At 52.0% G+C, this 13,679-nt stretch carries 11 protein-coding genes, 1 pseudogene and 1 riboswitch; of the genes and pseudogenes, 5 read left to right on the top strand and 7 right to left on the bottom strand.

The window, feature by feature from the left end; genetic code table 11:
- Positions 1-38 precede the first annotated feature (38 nt).
- Positions 39-818, bottom strand: a complete 780-nt coding sequence (gene ygiD, locus AYY16_RS17145; protein ID WP_067369415.1) for a 4,5-DOPA-extradiol-dioxygenase — start codon at positions 816-818, stop codon at positions 39-41.
- 189 nt (positions 819-1,007) lie between these two features.
- Positions 1,008-1,661, bottom strand: a complete 654-nt coding sequence (ribB, locus tag AYY16_RS17150) for a 3,4-dihydroxy-2-butanone-4-phosphate synthase (protein ID WP_067369417.1) — start codon at positions 1,659-1,661, stop codon at positions 1,008-1,010.
- A gap of 155 nt (positions 1,662-1,816) precedes the next feature.
- A riboswitch (FMN riboswitch) is annotated at positions 1,817-1,967 on the bottom strand.
- Positions 1,968-2,108: 141 nt separating this feature from the next.
- Between ribB and ubiK the strand changes: the two are divergent.
- Positions 2,109-2,371: pseudogene (gene ubiK, locus AYY16_RS17155) on the top strand (ubiquinone biosynthesis accessory factor UbiK).
- 58 nt (positions 2,372-2,429) lie between these two features.
- Here the strand turns inward: ubiK and hldE are convergent.
- The 3 genes from hldE to AYY16_RS17170 form a co-directional block, all read right to left on the bottom strand.
- Positions 2,430-3,857 carry a bifunctional D-glycero-beta-D-manno-heptose-7-phosphate kinase/D-glycero-beta-D-manno-heptose 1-phosphate adenylyltransferase HldE gene (gene hldE / locus AYY16_RS17160; RefSeq protein ID WP_067369420.1) on the bottom strand — a complete coding sequence of 476 codons (1,428 nt, stop codon included), beginning with the start codon at positions 3,855-3,857 and terminating at the stop codon, positions 2,430-2,432.
- A gap of 104 nt (positions 3,858-3,961) precedes the next feature.
- Positions 3,962-6,790 (bottom strand): bifunctional [glutamate--ammonia ligase]-adenylyl-L-tyrosine phosphorylase/[glutamate--ammonia-ligase] adenylyltransferase, encoded by a 2,829-nt coding sequence (glnE, locus tag AYY16_RS17165; protein ID WP_067369654.1) that lies wholly within the window; start codon positions 6,788-6,790, stop codon positions 3,962-3,964.
- Positions 6,791-6,841: 51 nt separating this feature from the next.
- On the bottom strand, positions 6,842-7,807 hold the full coding sequence (locus tag AYY16_RS17170) for a CYTH domain-containing protein (protein WP_067369423.1): 966 nt from the start codon (positions 7,805-7,807) through the stop codon (positions 6,842-6,844).
- Positions 7,808-8,035: 228 nt separating this feature from the next.
- Between AYY16_RS17170 and AYY16_RS17175 the strand changes: the two genes are divergently transcribed.
- Together AYY16_RS17175 and AYY16_RS17180 are read left to right on the top strand one after the other, a co-directional pair.
- Positions 8,036-8,653, top strand: a complete 618-nt coding sequence (locus tag AYY16_RS17175; protein ID WP_067369657.1) for a TIGR04211 family SH3 domain-containing protein — start codon at positions 8,036-8,038, stop codon at positions 8,651-8,653.
- Positions 8,654-8,684: 31 nt separating this feature from the next.
- Positions 8,685-9,860: a multifunctional CCA addition/repair protein gene (locus AYY16_RS17180; RefSeq protein WP_067369430.1), complete on the top strand. Its 1,176-nt coding sequence runs from the start codon at positions 8,685-8,687 to the stop codon at positions 9,858-9,860.
- A gap of 41 nt (positions 9,861-9,901) precedes the next feature.
- Here the strand turns inward: AYY16_RS17180 and exbD are convergent, their stop codons facing one another.
- Both exbD and exbB read right to left on the bottom strand, forming a co-directional pair.
- A complete protein-coding gene (exbD, locus tag AYY16_RS17185; RefSeq protein ID WP_067369432.1) occupies positions 9,902-10,324 on the bottom strand; it encodes a TonB system transport protein ExbD in 423 nt (140 codons plus the stop codon).
- Positions 10,325-10,330: 6 nt separating this feature from the next.
- A complete protein-coding gene (exbB, locus tag AYY16_RS17190; RefSeq protein ID WP_067369435.1) occupies positions 10,331-11,272 on the bottom strand; it encodes a tonB-system energizer ExbB in 942 nt (313 codons plus the stop codon).
- A gap of 342 nt (positions 11,273-11,614) precedes the next feature.
- On the opposite strand from exbB, the gene AYY16_RS17195 reads away from it, so the two are divergent.
- Entirely contained in the window at positions 11,615-12,313 is a 699-nt protein-coding gene (locus tag AYY16_RS17195) for a DedA family protein (protein WP_067369439.1), read from the top strand.
- Positions 12,314-12,521: 208 nt separating this feature from the next.
- Entirely contained in the window at positions 12,522-13,679 is a 1,158-nt protein-coding gene (gene yqhD / locus AYY16_RS17200; protein ID WP_067369441.1) for an alcohol dehydrogenase, read from the top strand.

Below are 13,679 nucleotides of genomic sequence, written 5' to 3' on the forward strand. Positions count from 1 at the left end.
CATCTGATGCGCCCGGGATTTTTTATGGCAAAAAATTGTCAGCCTACTTTTACTGACAACATGCTCAGTGATGCAGATTCAATCCCGTCAACCAGCACAGTTACCGGCTCGGCACCTTCCCGCATTCCCAGAATATACAGCAGTGGCAGGAAGTGCTCCGGCGACGGGTTCGCGCGTTTGCCGTCTTCCCGATCGAGCGCATTAATCAGCGGGTGCGGTAAGATATCGCTGTCCAGATTATCCCGCACAAAGGTATTAAAGCTTTCCGCCCACGGATACGGGGCTGCCTGAGCATTCTGCCAGTCCAGTTCCCGCAGACTGTGCACCACGTTTCCGCTGCCCAGCACCAGCACGCCTTCATCACGCAATGCCGCCAGTTTTCGTCCGGTATCATAATACCATTGTGCCGGTTTGCTGCCGTCGATACTCAATTGAACCACCGGGATATCCGCATCCGGGAACATTTTGATTAAAATCCCCCAACTGCCGTGATCAAGTCCCCATTCGCCGTTATCTTCGCCGATGTTATCTTCATTCAGCAGATTTTTAACACGTTCCACCAGCGACGCTGATCCCGGAGCCGGGTATTGTGTTTCCTGTAAGGCCTGCGGGAACCCGCGAAAATCATGAATAGTGCGCGGATGTGAAGCGGAAGTCAGCCATGAACCCTGTGTATACCAGTGCGCCGACACCACAAGAATAGCGGACGGGCGCGGAAGTTGCTCTCCCAGTTGCCGCCAGGTTTCAGTATAACGGTTGGTTTCCAGGACATTCATCGGGCTGCCGTGACCCACAAACAGAGCCGGTAATCGTTTCATTGTTAACCTCGCATAAAATTTGTTCACTGAGATCAGTGTATGCCATTTAACAAACAATCACGCGGGGTAATCATGATGAAGTCATTCAAAAAATATGATAGTCAGCAGACGTAAAAATGCCGCTGTGTCAGCAGCGGCATTTATTAAATTTCAGTATGTTCAGTTACTGACCCTGTTATAACCGGATGCTCAGACCGCTTTCGCCATTAACTGCCCGCGGTACTGCACCAGATCATCAATTGTTACCACCGGCATATCATGTGCTTTCGCAAAGGTGATCACTTGTGGCGCGCGCGCCATCGAGCCATCATCATTGGTCAGTTCACACAGCACGCCGTACGGCTTCAGCCCTGCAAGTGTCGCCAAATCAACCGAGGCCTCAGTATGACCGCGACGGGTTAATACGCCACCGTTCTGTGAACGCAGCGGGAACACATGACCCGGGCGATGCAGATCAGCAGGTGTTGCGCCATCGGCAACAGCAGCGCGGATAGTGGTGATACGGTCAGCGGCGGAAACCCCGGTGGTAACACCGTGTGCCGCTTCAATAGTGACTGTAAAACCGGTTTTAAACTGGCTGGAGTTGTTTTCCACCATCATCGGCAGGTCAAGCTGCTGACGGCGTTCGTCAGTCAGGCAAAGACAGACAATGCCACTGCCGTAACGGATGGTCAGTGCCATCTGCTCAACAGTCATGGTTTCGGCGGCAAACACCATATCGCCTTCGTTTTCGCGGTTTTCATCATCGAGTACCATAACACCCCGTCCCTGACGGATAGCTGCAATGGCTCGTTCTGCACGTTCAATCGGATTACCGTAATCTGAAAGTAGCGTCTGATTCATGGTAAATAAACCTCATCGTAATTAAAAATGATTACCAGAACCAGGGCAGTCTTAGGAGTTGCATGCATACCATAAAATAAACCATAGCAGGCAATTACCTGTACGGATCAGTATACGGATATGCTATCGGACGGGCAGATAATGCCCGGCTGATGCTGATTTCTCTCCCATCCGGACTTTAACCGTCGGCCCCGGAATTACACCGGATCTGCTGACCTTCACCTGAGGGGTGAAGCGCTCGCGGGCTTCATTCGCAATGGAATGTTTACCGCCGGTGGGGACTTTCACCCCGCCCTGAGATAGCAGGATCACTATACCTCCAACAGGTAAGCCCGACCAGTGGTTATTTTTGCGGGAAGCTCAAAATGAGAACTCAGACTGGTTCAAAATTCCGTACCGGGTTACTATTTGCAGCATTAAGACTCTCCGGCTCATAAAGGAAAAATCATGATTGACCCGAAAAAAAATTGAACAAATTGCCACACAGTTGCAAAGCGCACTGCCGAAAGGTGTGCGGGAAATCGGGGCAGATATCGATAAAAAAAATGCGGGCTATTTTGCAGTCTCAGCTCGGTAAGCTGGATGTGGTCAACCGCGAAGAGTTTGATGTGCAGACTCAGGTGTTATTACGCACCCGCGAGAAACTGTCTCAGATGGAAAAACGTCTGGCAGAATTAGAAACCCGCCTGTCAGCAAAAGACGGCGAGTAATGTAGCGAATAATGTGAACAGGAGATACACCCCGTGTACCTCCTGTCTAATTAACCAGTTACTTTGACTTATTGATTGCGTTAATAATATTGGTGGTGGAAATGCCATCTTCAAAATTGAGCACTTTCACTTCCCCGCCCGCAGCCCATACTTCTTCACTTCCGGCAATTTCTTCAGGGCGATAATCCCCGCCTTTCACCAGAATATCCGGCAGCACAGCGGCAATCAGGCGCTGCGGCGTATCTTCTTCAAACGGCACCACCCAATCCACAGCACCTAACGCGCCGAGCACAATCATTCGCTGATCCAGCGGATTGACCGGGCGGCTTTCACCTTTCAGGCGTTTGGTGGAGGCATCACTGTTCACCGCCACAATCAGGCGATCACCCAGTTTGCGCGCATTCGCCAGATAGGAAACGTGTCCGGCGTGCAGGATGTCAAAACAGCCGTTGGTCATCACCACTTTTTCACCACGCTGACGTGCCGCGGCAACAGCCTGATGCAGCTCATTTTCGGTCATTACGCCAAACCCGTTTTCACTGCGTCCGCGTACGGCATTTTCCAGCTCAACCGGAGATACCGTCGAGGTACCGATTTTACCCACCACCACACCGGCGGCGGCATTTGCCAGCACACAGGATTCATCCAGAGTTTTTCCGGCCGCCAGGGAGGTCGCAAGTACGCCGATCACCGTATCACCGGCACCGGTCACATCAAACACTTCCTGCGCCAATGTCGGCAGATGTAATGCGGGCATTCCCTGACGCAGCAGGCTCATTCCCTGCTCAGAGCGGGTGATAAGCAGTGCCTGTAAATCAAAATCACGGATAACCTTCAGGCCTTTCTCTTCAATATCCGCATTATCCGTGCATTTCCCGGCGACCGCTTCAAATTCAGACATATTTGGTGTCAGCAGGGTTGCACCGCGATAACGGGCAAAATCTGTCCCTTTAGGATCGATAAGGACCGGAACACCTGATTTGCGCGCCAGTGCGATCATTGCTTCCACATGGGCAAGCGCGCCTTTTGCGTAGTCAGACAGTACCAGAGCGCCAATGTGCGGCAGTGCCTGTTCAATGCGCTCCAGCATCGGCTGCGGATCAACATCCGCAAATCCTTCTTCGAAATCCAGACGGAGCAGTTGCTGATTACGCGATAACACCCGCAGCTTGGTGATGGTCGGGTGTGTCGGCAGCCCGACAAAATCACAGCGCACATTCACTTCATTGAGGCGCTCAGTCAGAGCGCGGGCAGCATCATCGATTCCGGTTAATCCGACCAGGCGGGAATTTGCCCCCAGTGACGCAATATTCATAGCGACGTTGGCAGCGCCGCCCGGGCGCTCTTCAATCTCAGTGACTTTTACCACAGGTACCGGTGCTTCCGGGGAGATCCGGCTGGTCGGTCCGTGCCAGTAGCGGTCTAACATCACATCACCGACGACTAAAACAACCGCCTTCTGAAAATCCGGGAGTGTTACTTTCATCCCCTGCTCCACCTTATAAATAACGAAATTATTACTGATATTATCACAAACCTGCCGCTGAACAGAAAACCCTGTATCACAATTTCTGTGCCGCTGTGCGGGTCTTATTCCCCGAGCCAGTGCTGCCAGCAGTCGCGGACAAATTGGCGCTGTGCGGCAAACTCTGTCAGCGGCACTACGCCGGATTTTTCCTGTAACGCCAGATGATGCAGAGTATCGCGCATTGTGGTGTAGGCGGTGGTCAGTTGCTGCGCATCGGTTTCCGGCATCACATCATAGTTTGCCATCAGTTCAAAAATCCGCACATTATCAGACCAGCGCGTCAGTGCCGGGGTTTGCGGCGCAAAGCGCAACACCAGATATTGCGCGATAAACTCAATGTCGGTTATCCCGCCCGGATCCAGTTTAATATTAAATACCGCGCTGTCGCGCCCGCCCAGATGCTGATACATTTTTTCACGCATCTCACGGACATCCTGCTTCAGTTGCGCATTATCGCGCGGGCGGCACAAAATTTCGCGGCGGATAGCATCAAACCCGGCGGCAATCGCCTCATCACCATATACCTGACGGGCGCGGATCAGCGCCTGATGTTCCCATGTCCAGGCGCTGTTTTTCTGATAGTCCGCAAATGCCTGCGGGGTACTGACCAGCATCCCTGCCTCACCGGACGGGCGCAGGCGGGCATCCACTTCATACAGTACACCCGAGGATGTACGGGTGCTGAATAAATGCATAATGCGCTGCGCCAGCCGCAGATAGAACTGGCGGGCATCGATTTCACGCGGGCCTGTGGTCTGCGTGCCTTCCGGGCAATCCAGCAGAAAGACTAAATCAAGATCGGAACTGTAACCCAGCTCCCAGCCGCCCAGTTTGCCATAGCCAATCACAGCAAACCCTTTGTCACCATTACGGGTCAGATGTGCAGGCTCGCCGTAGCGTTTTACCATCTGCATCCACGCCTGCTGAACCACCGCATCAATCATAGCTTCCGCAAGATAGGTCAGATGGTCGCTGACCTTCATGACCGGCAGTACACCCGTGATATCTTCCGCTGCAATGCGCAATAACTGCGCCTGTTTAAACTGACGCAGCGCTTCAAGCTGCTGTTCTTCATCCTCTTCCGGCACCCGCATCAGGTACTGGCGCAGCTCATCACGGTACGCCGTCAGCGGCAGCGGCTGATAAAGTGATGCAGGGTCCAGCAGCTCATCCAGCAGCAGCGGGTGGCGCGCCAGTTGTACCGCAATCATCGGGGATGCCGCGCACAGGCGCACAACGTGGGTCAGCACCACATCTGATTCCAGCAGTAACTCCAGGTAGGTCGTGCGGCTGACGATGCCGAGCAGCAGCGGGGTCAGCCGTTGTAAAATAACCTGAGCATCCGGCTGTTGTGCCAGTTTTGCCAGCAGTTTGGGTAACAGTTGATCAAGTACATCACGCCCGCGCGGCCCGATGGTCCGCTTACCCAGATCCCGGCGGAAGAGTTGTAAATCGGCAAGAAACTGAGCCGATTGCACCTCATCAAGAGAAAATGCGGCTGTAATATCAGTCAGTTCCGGCTCACTTTCCCACAGGGCGATAAAGGGCTGTAATCCGGCTTCATCCTCACTTGCCTCATCATCTTCACCAATCAAATCAGTAAAAATATGATGCACCCCGGTCATTTTTTCATTCAGAACGGTTTCCAGCGCTGCCCACGACGGCGCATCCATTCCGTGCGCCAGCCGGGCCTTATCCAACTCCGTATCCGGCAGTGTCTGAGTCTGGTTGTCACCAATTGCCTGTAACAAATTTTCCAGACGCCGCAGATACGCGTAAGCATCCAGCAGCAATGCAACCTGTTCATCTCCGAGCAGCCCCAGGCGCGCAATTTCAGCCAGTGCTGCCGCCAGCGATTGTGTCTGTAGCCCCGGCTCCCGCCCGCCACGGATCAACTGAAAGACCTGGGTAATAAACTCTATTTCCCTGATCCCGCCCGCACCCAGTTTGATATTATTTTTCAGCCCGCGCCGCCGGACTTCTCTGCCGATCATGCTTTTCATGTTGCGCAGTGACTGAATGACACTGAAATCAATATAGCGGCGGTAAACAAACGGGCGCAGCATTTTACGCAGCACATCACTGTATCCGCGATCGTCGTGCCCGAGAATACGCGCTTTTACCATCGCGTAACGCTCCCAGTCGCGCCCCTGTTCCTGATAATAATCTTCCAGTGCAGAGAAGCTGAACACCAGTGGTCCGCTGTCACCAAACGGACGCAGACGCATATCCACGCGGTAAACAAAGCCGTCCGCTGTCAGTTGATCCAACATTTTGATAATTTTTTGCCCCATCCGGGTAAAAAACTGTGCATTTTCAAGCTCACGGCGACCACCTTGTGTCACGCCGTTTTCGGGATAAGCAAAAATGAGATCGATATCTGAAGAGAAATTCAGTTCACCACCACCCAGCTTACCCATGCCGAGGATCAGCAGCGGCATGGCTTCGCCGTCAGCAGAACAAGGCGTTCCCCACTCCGCGCAGCAGCGCTGATACAGCCAGTCGCGGGCGGCGATAATCAGAACCTCCGCCAGCTCACTCAGCTGGCGTAATGTTGTGTGGGTCGCGCTCTGGCGCAGGATCTGCATCCATGCAATGCGCATCAGCATCTGATGACGGAACAAACGCAGCACCCGCATCACTTCCTCTTCCTGTGTGACATCCGCCATAGCATCCGCCAGCCGCGCGGCATAGTCCTGCCATTCATCCGGCTGCGGCGGCAAGTGTCTTAGTGCCTGTAACCAGTCCGGATGGCAGATACACAGCTGTGCCACAAAGTCACTGCCCGCAAAAACACACGCTTCCTGTGCAGAATACGGGGCCAGATTTGCATCAAGCCGGGCGGAGATCCGCTCAGCCTGTTGCCGGAGTACCGGAGTCAGCGGCAGCATCAATGTTCCTTTTGTCATCAGATTCCTGTTACAGGACAATATGCCCGCGCATTACGCGGCGGGCTCTGCCATCCATAGTGCGAAAATCCATTGTGTGAAAGCCAGTTTACACTGCAACCATGCCGGACTGAAACAGACATCCGACGCGTTTGCCTTTGTCCCGGAAAGTGCGGCAGCGATGTCTGCCAGCGGGCTGTCACGGACAAAATCAGGGACGGCGCCCGGATAAATATCTGCCATACTCATCAGTTGCACAACTGTCTGCTGCAATGCAGGCAGTGCGTTGTCTGTATCCAGCAACCACGCCTCTTCCAGGCTCTGCCATTGTTTAATCAGCGCGGTGAGCACATCCGCAACCGGTGCCTGCGGATCAGGTGGCGTTAACAATTGCGGCAGCACCGGTTTTGGTGAACCCTGCACCAGCCAGTAGCCACGCGCGGCTTTACTGCGCCCGGCGAGACGTAAGCCCGGCAGTGGCGTCAGTACTTTTGCCGCCAGCAACAAATCCCCGACTGTCCCTTCTTTCAGCTCCAGTTCAAATTCACAGATAGGGGATTGTGCATCACCCGCCACCACACTGCCCTGATCCAGCACCGCCTCCACCAGACTGTTATTAACAGTAAGCAGCCACTTTTCACGGGAAAAATCTGTGGAAAACCGCGTGCTGAGTGCAGATTGCAAGGCTGTCACATCCGTTTGCACCGGCCAGACATCCGCCGGCAATGCTGCTAAATCAAGCTCCGGCAGGGAAAGCGGAATATTATATTCCGGACGCTGATGTAACCCGCCGAGATCATTGCCCGCCGTTTTCAGTGTCATTTCGTATTCCGTATCACAACCGCGGATCCGCAAGCCCATATCCCACCCGCGCAGCGTGTCATCAGCGGTTTCAAAATAGCGGTTGGTCAGACGGACAGCCCGGAAATGCTGATGGGGAAATACCGTCAGTGCGGCGATCGCCGCGGTAATAGCTTCCGGTTTTACTGCAAATTTAAGTTCTGTTTCGTAAGTGCTCATAAGCTGCCCCGTAATCTCACTCAGATGATTATCTTCACTTTATTCGTTCATTTATGATGGGTGTGCCTTTATCGTGCCGAAAATCGCCGGATTTTTTGCTGTTTATCGACGTTATGCCGTTGTTTATACCGTCGTTAAGAATGTTCTCATGGCTGTTTACCGTTTGCACCCGCACACTTAACTCATTAGTATGCTATTTCATAACCAACGAATGATAAGTCTATGACGATGAAAAAACTCGCCTTATTACCTTTGTTATTTGCAGCCCTTGGCAGCCTGACCGCATATGCTGAAGAAACCCGCTATGTGTCTGATGATCTGTCCACTTATGTTCACAGTGGTCCCAGCGCCCGTTATCGTATCGCAGGTTCACTGAATTCGGGTGAAAAAGTCACCGTCATTAATGTGAATAATGAAACCGGTTTTGTCCAGGTCCGCGACAGTAAAAACCGCGATGTCTGGCTGCCGAAAGAAATGCTGAGTGCCACGCCAAGCCTGAAAGAGCGTGTTCCGGCAATGGAAGATGAAATAAAAACACTGCGCGGAAAACTCGCCAATATCGACGGAACCTGGAATGACAAAACCGCCGATATACAAAACCGCGTGGCCGCCAGTGATGACATCATCGATAACCTGAAAAAAGAGAATGACAGCCTGCGTAACCAGGTCGTGGTCGCGAAGAAAAAACTCGATGCCATCAGTGTCCAGTTAGATGATAAGCAACGCGATATTATACTGCAATGGTTTATGTATGGTGGTGGTGTTGCCGGTGTCGGGCTGCTGCTGGGTCTGTTACTGCCGCACATGGTTCCCCGCCGGAAGAAAAAAGATCGCTGGATGAACTGATGCTGCAACCGCACCAGTTCAGGAGGTTATAGTGGAAATTTACCTGGTCGGCGGAGCTGTCCGCGATACACTGCTGGGACAGCCTGTTACAGATAAAGACTGGGTTGTGGTCGGCACGACACCGGAAACAATGCTGGCACAGGGCTATCAGCAGGTCGGGCGGGATTTCCCGGTATTTCTTCATCCGGTAACGCGGGAAGAGTACGCACTGGCGCGCACGGAACGAAAAACGGGTGCCGGTTATACCGGTTTTGCCTGTTACAGCGCGCCGGATGTTACGCTGGAAGAGGATTTACAGCGCCGTGACCTGACCATCAATGCTATTGCACAAGCGGCTGACGGCACGCTATATGATCCATACCGGGGTGCAGACGATCTGCGAAACCGGATTTTGCGTCATGTCTCCGATGCTTTTACAGAAGATCCGTTGCGTGTTCTGCGCGTCGCGCGCTTTGCTGCCCGTTTTACCGGGCTGGGTTTTACCATTGCGCCGGAAACCCTGTCACTGATGACGACCATCACTGAGCAGGGCGAACTGACTCACCTCACCGCTGAACGGGTCTGGAAAGAGACAGAAAAAGCACTGAACAGTACACATCCGGAGATCTATTTCTCTGTACTGCGCCGCTGTAAAGCCCTTGCGGTTCTGTTTCCCGAACTCGATGCACTTTACCGGGAGTCTGACGGACAAACAGATTACGGCACACTGACTGAACAGGCGTTGCAGCAGATAACAGTGCTCACCGACAGCACAGAGATCCGCTTTGCGGTATTATGTCTGTATCTGAGTTACCAGGGTATACAAGAAGGTATTGCGGCAATTAAGGCACTGTCAGAACGAGTGCGGGTACCTAACCCGGCGCGGGATCTGGCGCTGCTCTCAAGCCGTTTTTATCACTGCGTTCACCGCATCAGCCATCTTAGTGCAGATGATATTATCGCGCTGTTTGACAACCTGGATGCCTGGCGGAAACCGGAACGAATTAAGCAGCTAGCACTGGCAGGTGAAGCCGATTACCGCAGCCGGATATCACCCGACGCTGATGATTATCTGCCGGGACAACTGCTATCTGATGCATTTACTATCGCGCAGCAGGTTGCAGTCAAACCGGTTATCGATGCTGGTTTTAAAGGGGCAGACATTAAAACAGAACTGACCCGCCGACGTATTGATGCCATCAATGAATGGCAACAAAAAAGCCGCTGACATCAGCGGCTTTTCAGTCATTTAGCTGCGTTATTGCTACATTATTTATCTGCAGACTCCATACCGACTAATCCGACTTTCAGATACCCCGCTTTGCGTAAGGCATCCATAATGCCCATCAGGGTTTCATAATCCACGGTTTTATCCGCCTGGAAGAAAATAGTCGTTTCTTTGTTCGATTCCGTGGTCTGATCCAGAATCTGAGCCAGTGTCTCTTTTGTAACTTCCTGCTCACCAACCAGCAGCTGATTGTCGGCTTTCACTGTCAAAAACACCGGTTTTTCCGGACGCGGCTGCGGTTTTGCCGTTGACGCAGGCAGATTTACTTTGATATCAACTGTTGCCAGCGGAGCCGCTACCATAAAGATGATCAGCAGAACTAACATCACATCAATAAATGGTGTGACGTTAATTTCATGCAATTCGCCGCTGTCATCCAGGTCTTCGTTAAGACGCATTGCCATCAGTCATTACCTTGCTTTGCTGTCAGCCAGATCCAGGTCACGACCCAGCCATAAAATTGTGTGAGCCGCCGTGTCACCCAGGTCGCCACGGAAAGACGAGATCATACGGGCAAAAATGTTATAAATAACCACCGCAGGAATTGCCGCAACCAGGCCTAACGCCGTTGCCAGCAGAGCCTCTGCAATCCCCGGGGCAACAACTGCCAGGTTTGTGGTCTGGGAGTGCGCAATACCGATAAAGCTGTTCATGATCCCCCAGACGGTTCCGAACAGACCCACGAACGGTGAGATTGCACCAATGGTGGCCAGATAACCGTTACCTCTGCCCATGTGGCGGACAACCGCGGCGACAATGCGCTCCTGACGGAAAATTACACGATCTTTGGTACCGGCAGGATCATGGCTTTTTTCGGACAGTGTACGTTCTGTCACGGCATCCTTCACCAACATCCCGGTAATACTTAGTTTTCCGAAAGTTTCAGCAATTTCAGCGGCTTCATCCAGAGAGCGTGCACCTCTGAGCGCCTCAGCCTCACGGCGGAGCCGGCGGCGGGATGTGATAAGGTTATACCCTTTGGAAAAGAAAAGTGCCCAGGTAATTATTGATGCAATAATAAGGCCGATCATTACCGTTTTAACGATAATGTCCGCTCCCTGGTACATTGAAATAACGGACAGTTCAGCGGCAAAACCACGGTTATTGTCTGACGGAGATTCTGTCAGAGTGCCGGTGGTGTCCGGTACAGAAACGTCTGTAACCGTACCTGATGCAGCCGGTTGCTCAACCGCAGCGCCTGTGGTATTACCGGTGGCAGATGTCTGAGCAGACTGTCCGACAGTGGTGGCCGGGCTGTTTGCTGTTGTGGCTGGTGGTGTGGCAGTATTATCCGCAAACGCACTGCCGGTTAAACTTAACGCCAATAGAACAGAAACGGTCAGATTACGCATCAGTTGGTCTTCAACTCTCTTTTGTTATGCACTATTTTTAAGCAAAAAATAAAATATGTTATTCATCGCTACCCAAAAAACGAAACCCGCTGATCATACCAAATCTTGAGTGATTTGATAGTAATTATCATTACCGTTTACCAAAAAAAAAACCATTTCCCGTTAAAATTACACACGGAAAGCTAAGTGTTTACATCAGTCTGCTGACGAAACGGTCTGGTTTTCATGCTCTTTATACCGTCAGTGAATCAGAATAAAAACCCGATCAAATCAAACGAGTGTTCTTTTTTTGCGATACACTATCTGTATTATTGTTCCGGATCTCGTTTTACAGGAAACCTCATGCATAGTTTATCCGAGATTGTGAGCGCGCTCTGGTCGCACGATTTCGCCGCCCTCTCCAACCCCGATGTTATCTGGCTGGTTTATGCCATTCTCTTTGTCGTGATTGTTCTGGAGAATGGCGTATTACCCACCGCCTTTTTACCCGGCGATACCCTGTTGATATTGTCCGGGGCGCTGATAGCCAAAGGTGTGATGGACTTTTTACCGACACTGGCGATTCTGACTGCCGCCGCCGGTCTGGGCAGTTGGCTCGGATTTGTGCAGGGGCGCTGGCTGAGTGATACGAAAACAGTCAGGCGCTGGATGATGCAAATCCCGAAAAATTATCACCAGAAAGCCGAAGTTTTGTTTAACCGCCACGGATTGTACGCCCTGCTGATTGGTCGTTTTCTCGGTTTTGTCCGCACACTGCTGCCGCTGCTCGCCGGGTTATCCACCCTGCCGAACCGCCGGTTTCAGTTTTTTAACTGGATCAGTGGATTTCTCTGGGTAGGCATCATTACAACATTTGGTTATGTGCTCAACCAGATCCCGTTTGTAAAAGCCCATGAAAAACTGGTGATGACAGCACTGCTGCTGATCCCTGTTTTTTTCCTGATTGTCGGTATTCTTGCCTCTGTGTATCTGTTCATCCGGCATTACCGCAGACGCCGTGCGCTGCTTAACCGCCGCCACCGGCGCGCGAAAAAGAAATGATTTGAAAGCTCCTGCGGGAGCTTTTTTTCTGCCTGTTTGTCAGCAAAGGTTTACAAGGCATATTCAGATTCATCATCGCATCTGTGCTGAATTGCACTACACTTATACCCTTATTCATTCAAACCGCAGGTTCGTTGGCTGCATCCCGAATGACGTTGAGTATAGTCGTTATCCGCCCCGTTTTTCCCCAATCATTCACGGAGAAATAATGAACAATTTCACACTTTATACCCCGACCAAAATCCGCTTCGGCAAAGGCCAAATCGCCAAACTCAGCAGTGAAATTCCGAAAGATGCAAAAGTGCTTATGCTGTACGGTGGCGGCAGTATCAAACGTAACGGTGTTTATGAGCAGGTTATAACGGCGCTGGATGGTTACGATATTCATGAGTTCTCCGGGATTGAACCGAACCCCGCTTACGAGACGCTGATAAAAGCTGTCGCGTATATTCGTGAAAATGACATTAATTATCTGCTCGCAGTCGGCGGCGGCTCGGTCATTGACGGCACAAAATTTATTGCCGCTGCCGTGGATTATCCGGGCGACCCGTGGAAAATCGTCACAAACGGCGGGCAGGATATCCGCAGCGCACTGCCCATTTCCTGTGTTCTGACACTGCCGGCAACCGGCTCTGAAACTAACTGTTTTTCTGTGGTCAGCCGCCGGGAAACCGGGGATAAACAATCATTCGGCAATCCGCTGGTGCATCCGAAGTGCGCGATACTTGATCCGCAAACCACCTTTACACTGCCGCCGCGCCAGACGGCAAACGGCGTGGTTGATGCGTTTATTCACACCCTGGAGCAATATCTGACCTACCCGGTTAATGCAAAAATTCAGGACAGGTTTGCGGAAGGTATTTTGCTGACGCTGATAGAAGAAGGTCCGAAAGTGTTGGCAAACCCGGATGATTATGACAGCCGTGCAAATGTGATGTGGGCTGCGACCCAGGCACTGAGTGGACTGATCGGCGCCGGTGTGCCGCAGGATTGGGCAACCCATGCGCTGGGGCATGAAATTACCGCACTACACGGGCTGGATCATGCGCAAACGCTCGCGATTGTATTACCGGCACTGTTGCATGAAAAACGCAAAACCAAACGGGAAAAATTATTGCAGTATGCAGAGCGTATCTGGCATCTGACCGATGGTTCAGAAGATAGCCGGATTGAGTGCGCAATTGAAGCGACCCGCGTCTTTTTTGAAGAAATGGGTGTGAAAACGCGTTTTTCAGATTATCAGATAGATGACTGCAAGATCCCGCAGTTAGTGGCAAAGCTTGTCGAACACGGACAGACTGCATTAGGTGAGCAGCAGGATATTACTCCGCAAGTCAGTGAACGGATCTACCGCGCTGCCGTCTGA

This window comes from Morganella psychrotolerans, from assembly GCF_001676155.1.
Lineage (GTDB): Bacteria > Pseudomonadota > Gammaproteobacteria > Enterobacterales > Enterobacteriaceae > Morganella > Morganella psychrotolerans.